This window comes from Pseudomonas songnenensis (genome assembly GCF_003696315.1).
Taxonomy (GTDB): Bacteria; Pseudomonadota; Gammaproteobacteria; order Pseudomonadales; family Pseudomonadaceae; genus Stutzerimonas; species Stutzerimonas songnenensis.
Window position 1 is genome coordinate 540,071 of record NZ_RFFN01000003.1, and the last position, 18,135, is coordinate 558,205.

Sequence of the window (18,135 nt, forward strand, 5' to 3'; positions counted from 1 at the left end):
CACACGCGTTGCAATCAGATTTCGTCGGACTCAGGAGCGCTGTAGCTCGCGCCCTTCTCGGTGAAGCGCACCTTGCCGTAGCTGTCGCCGAACAATTCCTTGTACAGGTTCTCCGCCGAGTCGGTCAGCAGGAGAATCTCCACCCGTCGATTGGCTCCGTCTTCCGGTGCATCCGGACGCAGCGGCATGACATCCGCCTGCGCAGTCACTTGCAGCACCGAGCGGCCCGGCAGGCCGGCACTCACCAGCACATTGCGCGCACGCAAGGCGCGATCGCCGGAAAGATTCCAGTTGTCATAGCCCGATTGCAGCCGGTAAGGCGTGGCATCGGTGTGGCCGCTGATGATCAGCTTGTTCTCGACCTTGGCCAGTACACCGGCAAGCACACCGAGCAACCGGGCGAAGTGCGGGTTGAGCACGGCACTGCCGCGCTGGAACATGAAGCGCTGCTGGTCGTCCTTGATCAGGATGCGCAGGCCCTGGGGCACCACGTCCACTTCCAGATTGGCCAGCGCATCGACCTGCCCGGCCACTTCCTGCATCAACGCTGCCAGCGCCTGCAACTCGGCCGTCGAGGCATAGCGGCGGCTGCCTTCCTCGGGCAACTCCCCGGCGGCACGATCGCTCTCGACACGCCGACGCTCGGGTTCATCCTCATTGCGCGCCTGCCGCACTGGTACGCCATCGAGCTCCAGCGGCGAGGTGCTGGTGCCGTCGAAAATGCCGGCACCGCCATCGACCAGGGGATTGCTTTCCTCATCGCCGAATGCCGGATTGGTCAGGTTCATCTGCGGCTGAATGATCCACAGGACCATGAACAGCGCCATCATCGCCAGGGTGAAGTCGGCGAAAGCCACCTTCCAGGCGCCACCGTGCTCATCGCCGTGACCCTTCTTGGTCCGGCGGCGGACGATGATCTCGTGCTCGTTGCCGCTCTTGCCTCGGCTCTTCATGCCGCGTCCCTTTCTTCCTCGTACTGGTTGACCCAGACCTCGAGTTGACGGAAGGCCGGCTTGACGTCCTGCTCGATCAGCTTGCGGCCGGCGTCGACCGCCAGCAGCGTCGGCTTGCCGGCCAGATGCGCGACCAACGTGGTGCGCACGCATTCAAGCGCCGACAGCTCGGTCTTGACCCGCTGGCCCATGGCGTTGGAGAGCGGCTCCATCAGGCAGTAGCAGAAGAAGATGCCGAGAAAGGTACCGACCAGCGCCGCGGCCACATGGGCGCCGATCTCGGCGACGCTACCGCCGATGCTGCCCATGGTGATGATGATGCCCATGATCGCCGCCAGGATGCCGAACCCCGGCATCGCCTCACCGATCTTGAACAGCGAACGCGACGGCTGCAGCAGCGCATGCTCCATCGCCTCGAGTTCCTGCTCGAGGAAGCCCTCGAGCTCGTGGGCGGTGATCTTGCCCATGGCCATCAGGCGGAAGTTGTCGGCGATGAACGCCATCAGGTTCTTTTCCTTGAGGATCAGCGGGTAGCGTGCAAACAGCTCGCTCTGCTCCGGCTCCTCGATATGCGAGTCGAGCACCTTGAGGCCGCCCACATCGACCATTTCCAGCAGCTCATAGAGCAGCATCAGCAGCTGGCGCTGGAACTCCTCGCCACGGCGTTCGTAGATGAACACGCCGCGGATCTGCGAAAGCATTTCCACCAGCACTTCCTTGGGATTGCCGACCACCAGGCTGCCGATCGCGGCGCCGAGGATGATCACGATCTCCGCGGGCTGCCAGAGCACCCGCATGTCGCCGTTGGCCATGGCGTAGCCGCCCAGCACGCAACCGATGATGATGAACGCACCTAATACTTTCTGCATGACGTTACTGACTTCTCTCGGTTAAAAAGCGACAGGCCTTGCCGATCGCCTGCTTGCTCAACTGACAGACCCTGGCGTCGCTGACTTCCAGCACCAGGGCGATTTCCTTGAGGCTCAATTCGTGCTGGTAGTACAGCGTCAGCACCAGTCGCTCGCGCTCGTCCAGCCGGCTCAACGCCTGCTCCAGCAGACGCTCCTTGAGCAGCCGCTCCTCGAACAGCTCCGCCGTGTCGGGGAAGTGCTCATGGCCGCTCTGCAGCAGCTCGTCCAGGCTCTCGATGGCCTCGGACGAATCGGCCCAGAGGAAGGCCTGGTAATCCTTTTCATCCAGCCCGGTAAACGTCTTGATCTCCTCGTCACTTGGGCTGTGGCCCAGCTGGCGGGTGAGTTCACGAATCGCGTCGCGCACCTTGTGCGCCTGCTGCCGGACCTGACGCGGGCGCCAATCCTGCCGGCGCAGCTCGTCGAGGATGGCGCCGCGGATGCGCAACGCGGCGAAGCGCCCGAACTGCTCGTCCGGTTCGCCGTAGCGACGCAGGCCTTCGAGCAGCCCGATCATGCCGATCTGCTCCATGTCCTCGCGGTCGAGCACCTGATTCGCCTGCAACGAAAGCTGCCGCACGATGCGCTTGACCAGCGGCAGGTACTGCATCAGCCAGCGCTGCTCGGCGCCCGGTGCGAATAGCGCAGGGCTGGCCGGGCTGGCGCCGTAGTAGTCGACGGAACAGGTGGCGTTCATGGCGCGGGCCTTTACTGAACGATCATCTTGTTGACCAGTACGTGCCGGAACGGCACCACTGCGTTCTTGCTGGCGAAGTCGGCAAACAGCGCTTCCTCCAGACGGGTCTGCAACTCGCCGATCGGCATGGCACGCAGGTCGGCGAATTCGAGGCCGGAGAGGTAGCTGACCACCGAATTGCGCACCAGCGGTTCGACCTGCTCGAAGTTCTTCGGCTCGTCCGAGGCTTCCGCCTGCAGCGCCAAGTCGAGCACGAAATAGCGCTCTCGGCCCTCCCCGCGCAGGCTGACGATCACCTTTGAGACCGGATAGAACTGGTACTCCATCGGCTCGATGGTTTCCGCGACCACCTCACCACCGCTCATGCCCGGCTTGAGCAACCAGTAGGCGGCACCGACCCCGCCGGCAACGGTGACGACATTGAGTAGCAGCATCAGAAGAACCAGACGGGGCGTCGACATAACCTATTCACAATCCTGTAGTTGAAGTTGAGCCGGTCAGACCGTGACCAGCACATCACTGCCGCGACCAGCCGAACGCTTGCCGTCAGCCAATGCCGCTGGCGCGCCTGCAGATCCGGCTGCCGCGGCCAGCACCTCGTCACTGTCTGGCAACTGCTGCGGCCGATCCTGTCGGCCGGACTGCCCATCGGCCCCGACCTGCACGTTGACCTGCACGAAATGCTGCGCCACCAGCTCCTGGCGCAGCCGGTCGCTGGTCTGCTGCAGCAGCCGCGCGACATCGGCATTGGCTGCGCTGAGCTGCACGCTGAGACGACCGGACTCATGGCTGAGATGGATTTCCAGACTGCCCAGCTCCGGTGGGTCCAGGCGAATGCTGGCGCTCTGCTGCCGTTGCTGAAGCTGGATTTCGACGTGCTCGCGCAGGGCATGGAGCATCTGCTCGCCCCACTTTGCCTCAGGGCCCTGCAGCCTGAGCAGGCGCTCGGCCCCCTGAGTCACACCGCCTGCCGGACGCTCGATCAACAGCGCTGCCGACTGGCTGCCCTCATCAATACCGCCGAGCTCCACCAGTCGCTCTGGCAGCTCTGCACCGGGATCACGTGCAGCTGCGCCGGCTGCCAACAGATTCAGCGCAGCCCCTGGCTCAACGACTGGACGTATGGCCAGAGCAGCAGGCATCGGCCGGTCAGTGATCGGATCAGCCGTCTGCCGACCGGACAACTCGAGGGGCCACAGGGGTACCTGGCCCTGCAGCCGTGCTTCGGCGACGCCAGCGGCTTCACCTTCCGCTTCACCTTCCGCTTCAGCGGCTGCCTGCTGTGGCGCCACTGGCCAACCCGGGTGAACCGCTGCCTCTCGCGCCTGAACCTGCACCTGCTGCTGATCGAGCATCCCCAGCAGCCACTGTTCGACCGGCCCTTGCTCGGCCACTTCGTCGCCGCTCGCCTGGGCAACGGGTTCGGCTGGCGCCGGCGGCAGCATTTCTTGCCCGGCCACGGGCTGTTGCAGCGCTTCCATATCCAGCTCAACGGCAGCATTCAGCATGCGCGCATTGAAATCCGCGCCGAGACCGGACCGGTCCTCGGCCGCTCGCGCGGCCGCATGGCCACTCAGCGAGGCCGGACGCAGCGGTTGCGTCAACGCTTGTGCCGTGGCAGCGGTCGAGGCCGAAGCCGGGATCAACTGGATCACTCGCCGTTCCTCGCCTGATACATGTCGACTCGTTGATAAGCCGAGCGCCCTTCGGCGTACTCGAGGTGATTCACCAGCAGCAGGCGCAGGCGCTCGCATTCCTCGGCGCAGGCCTTCAAGGCCTGGCCATGCAAACGCTTGAGCTGCTGCCTGGCGCTCTGCACGGATGCGTGTGCCTCTCGCGGCAACTGTTCCAGGCACTGCCGGATCGCCTGATCGGTTTCACCGACGGCGCGCCAGTCCTGGCTTTGCAATGCCGCCGCCAGCCTCTCGTGCAAGGCTTGCAGGCGCTGCTCGTCACTTGCGTGCGGCACTGACGCCCTCCCAACCTTCACGCAGCGTGCCGAGCAGGTTCACCACCTCGTCCAGACCGTCGAGCGACAGCGTCACGCTGACGTCGGAGAGTCGGTAGATGCAGTACTCGTAAAGCCGCGCCAGCCCCTGCACGACCTCACCGCCGTTCTCTTCGTCGAGGGCGCCGTTGAGGCCGTTGAGGATGTTCATGCACTTTTCCAGCGAGGCGCCCTTCTGCTGATAGCGCTTGTGCTCGATGTGGCCACGCGCACGGGCCAGCTCGTCGAGCAGGCCATCCATCAGCACCAGCACCAGCTCATAGGGTGATGCCGAAGCGGCGCGCGCCTCCAGGTCCACCGAGCGGTAGCTGTCGTAACTGTCGTTGGGAAGGTAGGTCATCAGAACATTCCGAAGGTCTGCTCCATGCTCTGCATGGTCTGCATCATGGAGGTGAACTGCTTGAGGTAGCGGGAGTAGTGGCTGTCATACTGCTGCTGCAGCTTGTCGAACTGCTCGTTGGTACGCCGCAGGTTCATGTCCAGCGTGTCCATGCGGTTCTTCAGCATGCCGTTGGTGGTGCTGGTGTAGCTGGCGACGGTCTTGTCGATGCTGTCGAGCAGGTTGTCCTTGCCGGTGAACAGTGCCTCGAACCCGGCCGGGTCCTTCGCCACGGCTGCTTCGAAGCGTGCGGTGTCGATGGTCAGCTTGCCGTTGCGATCGGCACTGATACCGAAATTGATCAGGCTGTTGCCGCCGAAGTCGGTACGCAGCAGGGTGTTCAGGCGGCCTTCGATGGCGCGCACGCTGGAGTCACCCGCCAGTGCACCACGGGCGCTGCTGTCGCTGCCGCTGGCGGTCAGCGAGTCGAAGCTGGTCATCAGGGCATTGAATGCGTCGACGAAGCTCTGCGCCTTGCCTTTGGTGGCGCTCTTGTCCTGGTCGATGGTCAGCGTCAGCGCCGGATCGCCGTCCTTGTGCACCTTGCTGACCGACAGGCTGACGCCCTCGATGACATTGTCGAAGGTGTTGCTCGAACTGGTCAGCTCGATACCACCAACACCGTAACTGCCGCCCATGCGAATACGCGCATCGGCCGCGTCTGACAGATCGGTGGTCGTGCCGCTCGAATCGGGGCTCAATGAAATGGCGAACGCATTGGCGGCGCCGCTTTCGGCACTGGTCAGCACCAGGTTGACCTGGCCGTTGCTGCGCACCAGCGTGGCCTGCACGCCGAGGTCGGCAGTGGCATTGATGGCCTTTGCCGCGTCTTCGAGGGTGGCGTAGCCGCTCAGATCGAAATCCTGCCCCTTGAGCGTCAGCGTGCCGCTCAGGCTGCCGTCGACCAGCCCCTGCACCGCCACCTGCTGTTTGCTGGCCAGCTGCTCGACATAGAACTGATAGCTGCCGGCCTGCGCCTTGGCACCGACCGTGGCGCTGACATAGCCCTCCTGGCTGGTGGTGGCGCTGTTGACCAGCATGGTCGCCTTGCCGGTCTTCAACCCGGAAACGGCCGACTTGAAGGTCGTCAGGGAGGTGCGCAACTTGCTCAGCGCATCACGCTGAGTCTTGTAGTTGCTTTCGTTGCGATTGAGCCGGTCCAGCGAAGACTGAACTTCGTAGGTCGCCAGCTGCGTCGACATCTGCTTTATGTAATTCGAATCTATCGCCATTACCGATCCCCTTCCTGTGCTCTGTAGAGCAAGTTGAGTGCCAATTCACAAACCATTGATTTACAAGCGCTTTACGCCAAGTGGCGCAGAAGAAGCACTTCCGCCTGGCAGTCTTATGAGGAAACGGGGAAATGCCGTTTCCGCCTGACCGGATGGCGCAATCTCTCTGGTTAAAGGCGACGAATACGGAGGCAACGCTAAGGCGCGCCGAAAATATCGATGGGACGATCGCCCGGCTGTCCCGCTCGGGAGCTGCGCTCATGTGAGGAAACCCGGGCAGGACGCTGGAGTGCGCCCGAAGGGTCGGGCAATGCAGGAGCCGAGGCGCCCGTGGCCAGCAGAAAGGCTAGCGGCTGGCGAACCGCCCGGTCGCAGCGCCAACAGCATGCGTGAGCAAGCTCACCGACGAAGGCAGAGGCAGAGGCAATCGGCGGGAAGCGGAGAAACGCGGGGATCACGCCGCGCGGGTGTCAGTACATCTGCGGCTGATAGAGCCGTGCGTCATGACTGCCAGCCAGCAGCTGGCCGAGGATCTCGTGATGCATGGCAAGCAGCTTGCCGTTGCGCTCGTTGATCTGCTGGCACTGGCTGGCCAGCACGCCGAGCTGCTGCCAGGACTGCCGCAGACGCACTGCCTGCTCGTCCGGGTAAGAACCAAGCAGGCGCTGCATGCCATCGGCATCGGCCTGCAGGCGAAAGGCACTCAGCACCTTCGCCCGCCGCTGGGCCCGTGCACCGATGGTTTCGACGCGCGTGGTGATCTGCAGATTGAGTCGATCGATCTCTACACTGTCGCGTTCGAGCAGGAACGCGTAGAGCGCCTGCATCAGGTCACGCAGGGCCAGGTAGTCATCGCAATCCTGCTCGAGGTCGATGGCAACGACCGCGAGCAGCTTGTCGCGCTGGTTCACGCATCGCTTCCGCGATGGTAGGCAAGCATGCTGCCGGCCAGTTCGGCAGGATCGCTGGAGATTTCGCCGCGCTGCAGGGCCTGCTTGATGGCCGCAACCCGGTCGAGGTCGATTTCCGGCATGGCGCGCAGGGCGTCATGCATCTGCTCCAGCGGCAGGCTGGCCGGCTGGCGCACCAGCACCTCAGCCGTGGGCCGTGCGGCGGGCTGGCGATTGGTGCTGGCCTCGGCGGCCGGTGTCAGGGCGGGCTTGAAATGCCGGCTGATTTCCATGATTTCATTCCAACTCGGTGGTTACAGCCAAACAGGCGACCATCATCGGCAAGTTATTAAATCGACTTTCATCTGCATCACGCGGGGCGCGACGCAGACGTGCGCATGCAGTCTACCGGGCCGGCCTGCGCGGCGTCGCTGCCTCAATGCGTGGCGCGCCAGTGGGCCTGCGCCGCCAGTCCGTCCTGGATCTTCTGCTCCTGCTGGGCGAGCAGCTGCTGCCACTGCTGCAGCTTGCCCTCGATCATGTGCTCGACCACCTTTTCGCTGCGCATGGCCTGCAGCAGCTCGCGCTGGATGCGCTCCAGCGCCTGCTCGGCGACCGCCAGTTCACGGCGCTGCAGCTCCACCATCTTGTACAGGGTGGCCTTGTAGCGCTGCTGGTTGTCGCGCTGCAGCGGTGTGCTCATCGGCACGGAGAATCCGCACAGGCGACTCAGGCCGGTGATGTTGTTGCGGTAGCGCTGGCAGAGGTTCTGCTGGTACTGCACGCGGCCGAGCATCTGCCGCACACGGTGGCTGCGCAGGCTGGCCAGGCGGCCGAGGGTCTCGATCTGCTGTTTCATCGCGGTTTCCCGAGGATGTTCTGCAAGGTGGCGACGCTGGTTTCCAGTTCGGCGGCTTCGCCGACGTCCTGGCGCAGGAAGCGTTCGATGGTCGGCGCCAGCTGCACCGCGCGATCGGTCTTGATGTCCGCCCCCGGCGTGTAGCCGCCGAGCGGGATCAGCTCCTTGATCTTCTCGAAGGTGCTGTAGCACTCCTTGAGCTGGCGCGCCGCGCCCAGGTGCGCCGGCTGGCCGACCTGACTCATGCAGCGGCTGACCGAGGCGCAGACGTCGATGGCCGGGTAATGCCCGGCTTCGGCCAGGCGCCGCGAGAGCACGATGTGGCCGTCGAGAATCGCGCGCGCACAGTCGACGATGGGGTCCTGCTGGTCATCGCCTTCGGCCAGCACCGTGTAGATGGCGCTCAGGCTGCCATTGTCGCTGGCGCCATTGCCGGCGCTTTCCACCAGCTCCGGCAGCATGCCGAACACCGACGGCGGATAGCCCTTGGTCGCCGGCGGCTCGCCGAGGGCCAGGGCGATCTCGCGCTGGGCCATGGCGTAGCGGGTCAGCGAATCCACCAGCAGCAGCACGTCATGGCCCTGGTCGCGGAAATAGGCGGCGATGCTATGGCAGAGCTCGGTGGCCTTCAGCCGCATCAGCGGCGACTCGTTGGCCGGCGCGACCACCACCACGGCTTTCTTCAGGCCCTCCTCACCCAGCGAATGCAGCAGGAACTCCTGCACCTCGCGGCCACGCTCGCCGATCAGCCCGACCACCACCACGTCGGCCTTGGTCTGCCGGGTGATCATGCCCAGCAGCACGCTCTTGCCGACACCGGAGCCGGCGAACAGACCCACGCGCTGGCCCTTGCCCAGGGTCAGGGTGGCATTGATCGCACGCACGCCGACATCCAGCGCTTCGCTGACCGGCTTGCGCTTGAGCGGATTGACCGAAGGCAGCTCGGTCGGCAGCGGGTCACGCCCGCCGAGCTTGCCCAATTCGTCCAGCGGTTCGCCGAGGCCGTTGACCACGCGCCCCAGCCAGGATTCGTCGATATGCAGCTTGGCGTCATCCGGCGCCGGGAATACCCGCGAACCGGCGGTCAGGCCGACCGGTTTCTTGAACGGCATCAGGTAGGTGATATCGCGATTGAAGCCGACCACCTGCGCTTCCAGCATGCTGCCGTCGCCCTGCTCGACATAGCAGCGCTGGCCGGTCATGCGCTGGCAGCCGAGGCTTTCCAGCAGCATCCCGGAGACGCGCACCAACCGCCCGCTGACCTTGGCCAACTGCACGTTGTCCAGCGAGCGCAGGGCCTCGTCGAGGCGGAAGCTGTCGCGCAGGGCCATCGGTCAGCCCTGCGCCGTGATGTGTTCGGCGAGGGTTTCCATGCACGAATCCAGGCGCTGCTGGCAGCCGATGTCGGCTTCGGCCTGGGCGGTCAGCACACGGCACTCGCCGAGCGCCAGCTTCTCGTCCGGCACTAGGCGCCAGGCGGCGGCACGTTCCGGCGCCAGCTCGCGGATGCGCGCGCACTCTTCCGGATTGAGCTGGATGCGCACGTCTTCCTGATCGCCCGGCATGGCGTTCAGTGCTTCCTCGGCCAGGGTCAGCAACTGGGTCGGATGCAGGGTCAGCTCGCAGCGGATCACCTGCCGCGCAACCTTCTGCACCAGCTCCAGCAGTTCCTCGCGACGTGCCTGCTCGTATTCCTGACGAAAGCCTTCGAACGCCTCGATCAGGCGATCCAGCGGCCGACCGGCCTCGTCAAAGGCCCGGCGACCCTGCTGGCGACCCTCTTCCAGACCGAGCGTCTTGCCATCCTCGACGCCGCGCTGAAAGCCTTCGCGATGCCCGGCCTCGCGGCCCTGCTCCAGGCCTTCGCGATAGCCCTTGTCGATGCCCTCCTGAAAGCCATCGGCCACCGCCCGCTGCAGGGCTGCCGGATCGCCGGCGAACCCAGCCGCGGCCTGCGCCGGAGACTTCACCCGCGGCGGGAAGCGGAACGGCCGCCAGCTGCGATCGGCACCCTTGATCACCTTGATCGTCATCTCATTCCACCGTCTGCTCGCGGAACAGCTGCACCTGCAGCTCGCCATCGGCGGACATCTCGCGGACCACGGCCATGATGTCCTTGCGCACCTGCTCGACGCGACTCAGGGGCACCGGGCCCTGGCGTCGGTTGATCGATTCCATCTGCTGCGCCTGGCGCTTGGGCATGGCGGCCTGAATGGCCTTGACCAGCTCCGGCTCGGCGCCCTTCAGCGCAACCACCCACTCGTCCAGCGGGATGACTTCCAGCAGGGTCTGCAGCACGTCCTGGTTCTGCCGCGAAAGGATGAAGAAGTCATACATCTCATCCTCGATCTTGCCGACCAGCTCTTCGTTGTGCGCGCGCAGCAGCTCGAACATCTGATCGCGGTTGCCCTTGAAGCGGTTCATGATGTCCGCCGCCTGCTTCACGCCGCGCACCTGCGAGCCCTGGGTGCTGAGCACCTTGAGGCTGCGGTCGATCAGCTGCTCCAGCTCGGCGATCACATCGCTGTTGACCTCGGAGAGATTGGCGATGCGATACAGCAGCTCGTCCTGGCGCTCGGCCGGCATGCACTCGAGCACCTCGGTGGCCATGCCCGGCGGCAGGAAGGCGAGGAACACCGCCTGCATCTGCGCGTGCTCCTTGGCGATCAGCGCGGCGAACTGCTTGGGATCGAGCCACTCCATCTTGGCCATCTTGGCGCGGATCTCCTCGCCATAGATGGAATCGAGCAGCGAGCGGGTGATGTCGCCACCCAGCGCCTTGCCGAGCATCCCGGCCAGGTAGGAACGCGACGCACCCTTGATGCTGCTCTGCTCCTTGTAGTCGTCGAAGAAGCGGCTGATCACATCGGAAACCATCGGCTGCTTGACGTTGGACAGTCGCGCCATCGCCTGGCTGATGCTGATGATTTCCTCGCGGGAGAAGTTGCGCAGGATACCGGCGGAAATCTCGTCGCCCATGCTCAGCATGAGGATTGCCGCCTGATCCAGCGAACTGACCGAGCGCAGCTGCACCGGCCGCGGTTTGATCTCGCGGGACGACGCCTGGCTGTCTTCAGCCGGCTGGGTTGAGGTCTCTTTCATTGCGCCCTATCCAATGCTTGATGACTTCCGAGACCCGCTCGGGATCGTTCTTGGCGAGCATCTGCAAATGCTCGATCTGCAGCTCCAGCCCCGAACCCGGCGCCGGCAGGCGGATCTCCGAGAGCGGGTTGAGCTCGCCGAAAATATGCGGCCCGTTCGATTCGCGCGGGCTGGCCAGCGCCGGCCTGGCGTCGCCTTCCAGCGCGGCCGGCGCGCTCGGCTCGACCAGACTGCCTTCCAGCCCTTCGCCCTGCGGCAGCGCCTGGACGTTGCGCTGGGTGAGATTGCGTACCGCCGGGCGTACCACGATCAGCAGCAGCAACAGGGCGATCAGTCCGGCCACGCCGACCTTGGCCAGCGCATGGATCTGGCCGTTCTCCCACCAGGGCACGACCTGCTCGATCGGCTCGACGGCGGCGAACGGCAACACGCTGAGGCTCAGGAGATCGCCGCGCTCCTGCTTGAAGCCGACGGCATTGCGCACCATCGCCTCCATTTCGGCACGGGCCTCGTCTGTCCAGCCACCCTCCGGTGCCGCCGCAGAGTTGAGGACCACCGCCACGCTTTGCTGACGCAGAGCGAAGCCGGCGTGTTTGACGTGCACGACGCTCTGGTCGTAATCCATCTGCCGGGTCGATTCTTCGCGCAGCGACGTCGCGCCCTTGTTCTCGGTGGCCAGCTGCTGCGCTTCTTCGCCCTCAGGCGCCGGCGGCAGCGGCCTGTTGCTCAGCGAGCCGGGCACGCCCAGCGCCAGACGGTCCAGCGCGCTTTCGTTGCGCAGGACTTCGTTGCGCAGGCGCGGCGTGTCGCCGTAGGACTGGAAGGTCTCTTCCTTCTGGCTGAAGTCGATATCCGCCGCCACGCTGATGCGGAAGTTGCCCAGGCCCAGCACCGGCGCCAGCACCTGCTCGATGTTGCCCGCCGCCTTCTGCTGGTAGTCCTCCACGGCCTGCCAGTTCTGCGCCGGCCCGCCGCCGACGTTGAGCCCGCGCGAGAGCAGCGCGCCGTACTGGTCGACCACACCGACATCTTCCGGCTTCAGATTGGGCACGCTGTTGGCGACCAGATTGACGATGGCGCCGACCTGGTCACTGCTGAGCGTGTAGCCGGGCTCCAGCTGCAGCATCACCGACGCCTTGCTCGGCGCGCGCTTGCTGACCACGAAGGAGCTGTTCTCCTCCTGTGCCAGGTGCACCCGTGCCTGCTGTACGCCCTTGAGCGCCATCACCGTGCGCGCCAGCTCACCTTCCAGGCTGCGCTTGAGGCGCACGTCCTGGACGAACTGGCTGGTGCCCAGCGGCTCTTCCTTGTCGAACAGCTCGTAACCGGCAGGCTGCGCCACCTTCACGCCCCTGGCGTTGAGCAGCAGCCGCGCCTGGGCCAGCTGATCCTCACGCACCAGGATCTGCCCGCTCTGCGGATGGATGCGGTACTGCAGCGCCTCGCCATCGAGCACCTGCATCACCTCGGCGGCAGGAAACGACTCGCCGGCGCCATGCAGCGGCCGGAACGAGCCATTGTCGCGCCACAGGTAGAACGCCACAGCCACCGCCAGCGCGGCGGCGATCACCGCCATGCCGGCCAGCGTCACACGCGGATCGAGTTGCAGCCCGCCTTCGGGCAACCGGGATTTGAGTTTCTGCAGCACGTCTTAGCTCTCTGGGCCGATCAAAGCGGCATTCGCATGACGTCGTCGAACGCCGTGGTCAGTTTGTTGCGCACCTGCAGCAGGGCGGAGAACGACACGCTGGCCTTCTGGCTGTCGATCATCGCGCCAACCAGATCGTCGCTCTTGCCACTGTCCACCGCGGCCATCGCCGCGCTGGCCTTGTGCTGCTCGGCATCCACCGAACGCAGCGCCGCCTCGAACGAGCCGCTGATGGCGTTGGCCGCCATGCTCGACGGCCGGATCGGCTGCCCTTCGGCGGCCCCGGCCAGCTGTTGCATGCGGCCCAGCAGATCCTGCTGCACCTGAGTGATGGAACTCATGGTTGCTCTCCCCCGATCATTCAGAAATTCAGCTCGATGCCCTGCTCGCGCATCGCATTGAGGCGGTAGCGCAAGGCGCGTGAGGTCATGCCCAGGCTCGCGGCGGCCTTGGTCTTGTGGCCGTCGAAACGGCGAATGGTGTCGATGACGTGCTGGTATTCGGCCCACTTGCCACTGGCGCGCAGCGCTGCCTTGCCGCTCTCGGCCGCGAGCAGTGGCTTCTCCACGCGGGCAGAAACGGCTGCGGGAGCCGCCAGACCGAGGTCCTGCGGCTGGATGAACAAGCCATTGCGCAGCACCAGCGCACGCTGCACGGTGTTTTCCAGCTCACGGGCATTGCCCGGCCAGTCGTGCTGCAGCAGAGCGCGGCAGGCGTCCTCGGTGAGCAGCTCGTCATGGGCATCCTGCGGCGCGTACTTGCTGATGAAGCGGCGCGCCAGCGGCAGCACGTCTTCCTTGCGCTCGCGCAGCGGGCTGATGTGCAGCGGCAACACGTCGAGGCGGAACATCAGGTCGGCACGGAAGCGGCCCTCGGCCACTTCCTGCTGCAGGTCACGGTTGGTCGCGGCGATGATGCGTACGTTCAGCTCGATCTCGCGCCGCCCGCCCAGACGCTCCACGCGCTGCTCCTGCAGCACGCGCAGCAGCTTGGCCTGCAGCCCCAGCGGCAGCTCGCCGATCTCGTCGAGCAGCAGCGTGCCGCCGTTGGCCAGCTCGAATTTGCCGGGCTGCGCACTCACCGCACCGGTGAAGGCGCCCTTCTCGTGGCCGAAGAGAATGGATTCGAGCATCTGCTCGGGAATGGCCGCGCAGTTCACGGCAATGAACGGAGCATCCGGACTGGCGGAGAAGCGGTGGATGTAGCGCGCCATCAGCTCCTTGCCGGTGCCGGTCTCGCCGGTGATGAGGATCGGCGCGCGAGTCAGGGAAACGCGCTGGGCCATGGCCAGCAGCCGGCGGCCAGCCTGGGAACAGGAAACGAAGCTTTCCTGGGCGGTTTCGGCACAGACCTGGCGGCGCAACAACGCAGCCAACTGGGCTTCGCTGAAAGGCGACAGCAAGTAATCGACGCAACCGATATCGAGCAGCGCTGCCGCTTTTTCCTGATCGGCGTATTCCACCACCGGGATGACACTTACATTACGTGCCCGGCGCGTCAGCGCTTGCACCTGTGCATATAAGGAACGCGCCGGCAAACTTCCGACCACAACGAACATCAGCGCGAACTGATCGATCGCCGATTTGGCCAGTCGATCCAGATCGTCATAGCGCTCAACTTTGCAGCCCTGCCGACGCAAGCCAACCTGAAGAAAATCGCAAGCGGCCTCATGGGCACTTCCGATGATGGCGATCTTCTTCGCCGGCAATTCATCGAATAGCTCGTCGCATGAGTAATTCATTGCCTGACTGATACTCTTCAATGTGACCACCTTGCCCTTCCGGTATTGGCCGCGCTGCAAATGAGCGCGACACCAGAAACAAGCGAAAGAAAAAAGATTTAATTTTCCGGAACTGAGTGCCGCCTTCTGCATGGCAACTTCGCTGTCGAAGCGATTTACCCAACGACACTTCCCGAACAAGTGCGCGCACGCTATCAGGACGCCGGATCAACTCCCCAATCAGTTCTGCTTAATTGAAATCAACCGATGCCTGATCAGCTCAAAAAAGCTCATTTGATATCTCTTGATTTAACCCCCTCACGCGCCCAGGCCTAGGATGGCGGCACGCTAGAGCCGTGCCCGGAAGAACACCCGCGCCAGCCAGCCAATCATCTGCACGCACGGCCAACGGCAGCGCCACCGTGTTAACCGACCCCAGGAAATACAGTTCACAACATGACTGGCAATTCAAAAGTCCACCATGGCGTGCCCGCCCAAAGCCTGACTGTATTGAAACCGCAGAAGCTGGGACGGCATCACCACAAGATTCCGCAGTACATAAAGGAAAGCACCAACAAGAACCCGCGCCTGATCGGCGATTATTTCCTGCGCAACTACCGGATCAATCTCGAACTGAACAAGATTGATGTTCAGGAAGAGCGCAGCGAAGAACCGGACTGCATCTACCGATCGGCCATGGGAAAAGTTGGATTTTCGATTGATCGGGCACTACTGACCGAAGCGCTGGAGTGCTATTACGGCGGCACTGTAGTGGCCAGCCAGGACACGCCCCCGATCAGTACGTCGGAACAGCGGATGCGCAATCGTCTGGGCATGGACATCACCGATATATTCGCCCGCTCGATAATGTCCGGCGAGACATTCGGCAAACTCGACAGTTATCGCAACGACTACGAGGAAACCAGCTGGGAATACGTGGCCGAGTACGAATACATCAGCCATATCACCGGTAGCCGCTCTTCGATCTACCTCTATCTGGACACCGAGCTGGTCGACGAACTGACCAGCCGTCTCGCCGGCCCGGCCCCGGCACGCTTGCCCGGCAACCCCATCGATCACATCAAGCATCTGCCGGTACGCCTCGATTGCGTGGTCGCGTCGGCGCAGATGCCGCTGGCGCAGGTACTCGCGCTCCAGCTCGACGACATCCTCATGCTGCGCCCGCTGGACCGTTACGAAGTGCGCATCAACCAGCAGAAGCTCTATCGCGGCACCATCTTCGAAGAGGACGGGGCCCTGTTCCTTACTTCACTTGAAAGCGTGAACCCCCAATGAACGGCCATCTTTCCGACAACGAATTCGAAAACCTCATCAACGAAGGTGACCTGAGCCTGGATGCGGTTGACACCCCCGTGCTCGAGGCCCCGGCCGCCGCGCCTGCATCGCGCCAGGACCTGAGCTTCTTCGGCAAGATTCCGGTGAATGTCACCCTGGAAGTCGCTTCCGCGGAAATCTCCCTCAAGGAGCTGATGGAGTGCGACACCAGCAGCGTGATCGTGCTCGACAAACTGGCCGGCGAGCCGCTCGACGTGAAGGTTAACGGCACCCTGTTCGCCAAGGCCGAAGTGGTGGTGATGAACGGCAACTACGGCCTGCGCATCGTCGAACTGTCCGGCACCAGCCTGGACGCCTTCGCCCCATGAACCTGCGTCGCGGCCTGAGCCTGCTCGGCCTGCTGCTGATCGGGCTGATGCCCCTGGCAGCTCAGGCTGCCGGCGGCGAGATCACCCTGTTCAACCTGAACGATACCGAGAACGGCCAGGAATTCTCGGTGAAGCTGCAGATCCTGATCATCATGACCCTGCTCGGCTTCCTGCCGGCGATGCTGATGATGATGACCTGCTTCACCCGCTTCATCATCGTGCTGGCCATCCTGCGCCAGGCCATCGGCCTGCAGCAGAGTCCGCCGAATCAGGTGCTGATCGGCATCGCGCTGATCGTCACCCTGCTGGTGATGCGCCCGGTCTGGCAGGAAATTCACGGCCAGGCCTACGAGCCGTTCCAGAACGACGAGATCACCCTCGAACAGGCGCTGGACTCGGCCAAGGGCAGCCTGGCCGGTTTCATGCTGGCGCAGACCAACAAGAACTCCCTGGAAACCATGGTGGCCCTGGCTGGCGAGGAACTGCCGGAAAACCTCGACGACCTGGATTTCTCGCTGCTGCTGCCGGCGTTCGTGCTGAGCGAGCTGAAGACCGCGTTCCAGCTGGGCTTCATGATCTTCGTGCCGTTCCTGGTGATCGACCTGGTGGTGGCCAGCGTGCTGATGGCGATGGGCATGATGATGCTCTCGCCGATGATGATTTCGCTGCCGTTCAAGCTGATGGTGTTCGTGCTGGTTGATGGCTGGGCGCTGTTGATGGGTACGTTGACCACCAGTATTCAGCCGTTTTAGGTGATGGGGATGAAGGCATTGGCCGTGCGGTGGGGCTTGGAGAATGGGGAGGCAGGGCTCGTTTGTGAGAGCGACCTTGGCTGCGATGCCCTACCTTTGTCGGCCCAAACACCGGCATTCGGCGCCACGCTTTCCTCGGCTGGGACTACAGGTTGCGCCTCGCACGGCGCGTCACTTTTTCTTGTCTGGCCAAGAAAAAGTAACCAAAAAGAAGGCCACCCCTACATCCGGGTTTTGCTGCGCAAAACTTCCCTCGCTTCGGCGCGGCTCCGGGGGTCGTCGCGAAGGGCCATCCCTGGCCCATCGCTCCTCGCTCGGCATCCATGCCTCGCGACCCCCTACGCCACGCCTACGCTCAGCCTCCTGAAGGGGGCTCGGGACCGAGTCGTCTGGGAGTTTTTGAACAGCGACGGCAGCAAAGCGCTTCAACCTTTGGCAGGCTTCGTAGGGTGGAAAACTGCGAAGCATTTTCCACCGCAATCGACGCAGCGATTGGTCTCGAACGTTGCGCGCAAAAACCGGTGGGTAAGCTTCGCGTTACCCACCCTACGATCCCTTGAAGGCCGCACATCTATCTCGCTGCACGGCCTTTCAGGCGCGACCGAGTCGCCCCTTTCAGGAGGCCGAGCGCAGGTGGCGTGGAAGGGGTTGAGCGGCATGGATGCCGCGAGAGCCGCGATGGGCCAGGGATGGCCCTTCGCGGCGGGCCCCTGGAGCGTCACCGGAGCGAGGGAACCCCGGCGCAGCCGGGGCCGGATGGAGGGGCAAGCGTTTTTGCTTACTTTTTTCGCGTTTGAAAAAAGTGAGTCGCCGTGCAAGGCGAAACCTGTAGATGGCGCCGAGGAAAGCGCGGCGTCAGACGCACGTCTACGTGCCACATCGGGTAGAGAACGCTCCGCGGTTTCCCACCCTACAACGCTTGGTCAGGCAAGGACGCGCAAAGCGCATCTCAACTCGATGCAGAGCGCTAAGTCCCCATATCTGCGGCCGAGCCTAACCGGCGCTTACAAAACACCCCGCGTGATGGTGCCCCCATGCTAACCCCCGACACCGCCGTCCATATCGTCTCCAACGCCATCCACGTGATCGTCCTGGTGGTCTGCGTGCTGATCGTCCCGAGCCTGCTCGGCGGCCTCCTGATCAGCATTTTCCAGGCCGCCACCCAGATCAACGAACAGATGCTGAGCTTCCTCCCGCGCTTGCTGATCACCCTCGGCATGCTGGTGTTCGCCGGGCACTGGATCCTGCGCACGCTGAGCGATCTGTTCATCGAAACCTTCCAGCAGGCGGGTCGCCTGGTCGGCTGAATCATGCCCTACG

At 63.9% G+C, this 18,135-nt stretch carries 21 protein-coding genes; 4 read left to right on the forward strand and 17 right to left on the reverse strand.

The features are described 5' to 3' along the window. Positions 1-14: 14 nt before the first annotated feature. From EA798_RS11170 to EA798_RS11250, 17 genes are all read right to left on the reverse strand, one after another. Positions 15-953, reverse strand: a complete 939-nt coding sequence (locus EA798_RS11170; RefSeq protein ID WP_106156545.1) for an OmpA family protein — start codon at positions 951-953, stop codon at positions 15-17. Next, complete coding sequence (gene motA / locus EA798_RS11175; RefSeq protein ID WP_106156547.1) at positions 950-1,822, reverse strand: flagellar motor stator protein MotA; 873 nt, start codon at positions 1,820-1,822, stop codon at positions 950-952. The genes EA798_RS11170 and motA overlap by 4 nt, the downstream gene beginning before the upstream one ends. Positions 1,823-1,826: 4 nt before the next feature. After that, complete coding sequence (locus EA798_RS11180) at positions 1,827-2,561, reverse strand: FliA/WhiG family RNA polymerase sigma factor (protein WP_015278791.1); 735 nt, start codon at positions 2,559-2,561, stop codon at positions 1,827-1,829. 11 nt (positions 2,562-2,572) lie between these two features. Next, the gene (locus EA798_RS11185; RefSeq protein WP_122098987.1) at positions 2,573-3,022 is read right to left on the reverse strand and encodes a flagellar basal body-associated FliL family protein; all 450 of its coding nucleotides are present in this window, start codon (positions 3,020-3,022) and stop codon (positions 2,573-2,575) included. Positions 3,023-3,058: 36 nt separating this feature from the next. Then, on the reverse strand, positions 3,059-4,216 hold the full coding sequence (locus EA798_RS11190) for a flagellar hook-length control protein FliK (RefSeq protein WP_244221269.1): 1,158 nt from the start codon (positions 4,214-4,216) through the stop codon (positions 3,059-3,061). Next, a complete protein-coding gene (locus EA798_RS11195; protein ID WP_106156554.1) occupies positions 4,213-4,530 on the reverse strand; it encodes a hypothetical protein in 318 nt (105 codons plus the stop codon). The genes EA798_RS11190 and EA798_RS11195 overlap by 4 nt, the downstream gene beginning before the upstream one ends. Then, positions 4,514-4,909 (reverse strand): flagellar export chaperone FliS, encoded by a 396-nt coding sequence (gene fliS, locus EA798_RS11200; RefSeq protein WP_014595430.1) that lies wholly within the window; start codon positions 4,907-4,909, stop codon positions 4,514-4,516. The genes EA798_RS11195 and fliS overlap by 17 nt, the downstream gene beginning before the upstream one ends. Beyond that, complete coding sequence (fliD, locus tag EA798_RS11205; RefSeq protein ID WP_122098988.1) at positions 4,909-6,180, reverse strand: flagellar filament capping protein FliD; 1,272 nt, start codon at positions 6,178-6,180, stop codon at positions 4,909-4,911. The genes fliS and fliD overlap by 1 nt, the downstream gene beginning before the upstream one ends. A 470-nt stretch (positions 6,181-6,650) precedes the next feature. Continuing rightward, the gene (locus EA798_RS11210) at positions 6,651-7,091 is read right to left on the reverse strand and encodes a flagella synthesis protein FlgN (protein WP_015278797.1); all 441 of its coding nucleotides are present in this window, start codon (positions 7,089-7,091) and stop codon (positions 6,651-6,653) included. After that, a complete protein-coding gene (gene flgM / locus EA798_RS11215) occupies positions 7,088-7,363 on the reverse strand; it encodes a flagellar biosynthesis anti-sigma factor FlgM (protein WP_122098989.1) in 276 nt (91 codons plus the stop codon). Before flgM ends, EA798_RS11210 begins: the two co-directional genes overlap by 4 nt. A 143-nt stretch (positions 7,364-7,506) precedes the next feature. Next, complete coding sequence (locus EA798_RS11220; RefSeq protein WP_106156562.1) at positions 7,507-7,929, reverse strand: flagellar FliJ family protein; 423 nt, start codon at positions 7,927-7,929, stop codon at positions 7,507-7,509. After that, entirely contained in the window at positions 7,926-9,260 is a 1,335-nt protein-coding gene (fliI, locus tag EA798_RS11225) for a flagellar protein export ATPase FliI (RefSeq protein ID WP_014595425.1), read from the reverse strand. Before fliI ends, EA798_RS11220 begins: the two co-directional genes overlap by 4 nt. A gap of 3 nt (positions 9,261-9,263) precedes the next feature. Further along, positions 9,264-9,962, reverse strand: a complete 699-nt coding sequence (gene fliH / locus EA798_RS11230) for a flagellar assembly protein FliH (RefSeq protein ID WP_122098990.1) — start codon at positions 9,960-9,962, stop codon at positions 9,264-9,266. Between the two features lies 1 nt (position 9,963). After that, the gene (locus EA798_RS11235) at positions 9,964-11,031 is read right to left on the reverse strand and encodes a FliG C-terminal domain-containing protein (protein WP_106156568.1); all 1,068 of its coding nucleotides are present in this window, start codon (positions 11,029-11,031) and stop codon (positions 9,964-9,966) included. Further along, positions 11,003-12,679: a flagellar basal-body MS-ring/collar protein FliF gene (gene fliF, locus EA798_RS11240; protein ID WP_106156570.1), complete on the reverse strand. Its 1,677-nt coding sequence runs from the start codon at positions 12,677-12,679 to the stop codon at positions 11,003-11,005. The genes EA798_RS11235 and fliF overlap by 29 nt, the downstream gene beginning before the upstream one ends. Before the next feature lie 20 nt (positions 12,680-12,699). Further along, positions 12,700-13,020 carry a flagellar hook-basal body complex protein FliE gene (gene fliE, locus EA798_RS11245; RefSeq protein WP_106156572.1) on the reverse strand — a complete coding sequence of 107 codons (321 nt, stop codon included), beginning with the start codon at positions 13,018-13,020 and terminating at the stop codon, positions 12,700-12,702. A gap of 20 nt (positions 13,021-13,040) precedes the next feature. After that, complete coding sequence (locus EA798_RS11250) at positions 13,041-14,420, reverse strand: sigma-54 dependent transcriptional regulator (protein ID WP_122098991.1); 1,380 nt, start codon at positions 14,418-14,420, stop codon at positions 13,041-13,043. A gap of 435 nt (positions 14,421-14,855) precedes the next feature. On the opposite strand from EA798_RS11250, the gene EA798_RS11255 reads away from it, so the two are divergent. The 4 genes from EA798_RS11255 (at position 14,856) to EA798_RS11275 (ending at position 18,122) form a co-directional block, all read left to right on the forward strand. Then, on the forward strand, positions 14,856-15,695 hold the full coding sequence (locus tag EA798_RS11255; RefSeq protein ID WP_122098992.1) for a FliM/FliN family flagellar motor switch protein: 840 nt from the start codon (positions 14,856-14,858) through the stop codon (positions 15,693-15,695). Then, entirely contained in the window at positions 15,692-16,063 is a 372-nt protein-coding gene (gene fliN, locus EA798_RS11260) for a flagellar motor switch protein FliN (protein WP_122098993.1), read from the forward strand. The genes EA798_RS11255 and fliN overlap by 4 nt, the downstream gene beginning before the upstream one ends. Next, the gene (gene fliP, locus EA798_RS11265) at positions 16,060-16,815 is read left to right on the forward strand and encodes a flagellar type III secretion system pore protein FliP (protein WP_122098994.1); all 756 of its coding nucleotides are present in this window, start codon (positions 16,060-16,062) and stop codon (positions 16,813-16,815) included. Before fliN ends, fliP begins: the two co-directional genes overlap by 4 nt. 1,034 nt (positions 16,816-17,849) lie before the next feature. Then, positions 17,850-18,122 carry a flagellar biosynthetic protein FliQ gene (locus EA798_RS11275; RefSeq protein WP_014595416.1) on the forward strand — a complete coding sequence of 91 codons (273 nt, stop codon included), beginning with the start codon at positions 17,850-17,852 and terminating at the stop codon, positions 18,120-18,122. Positions 18,123-18,135 lie beyond the last annotated feature (13 nt).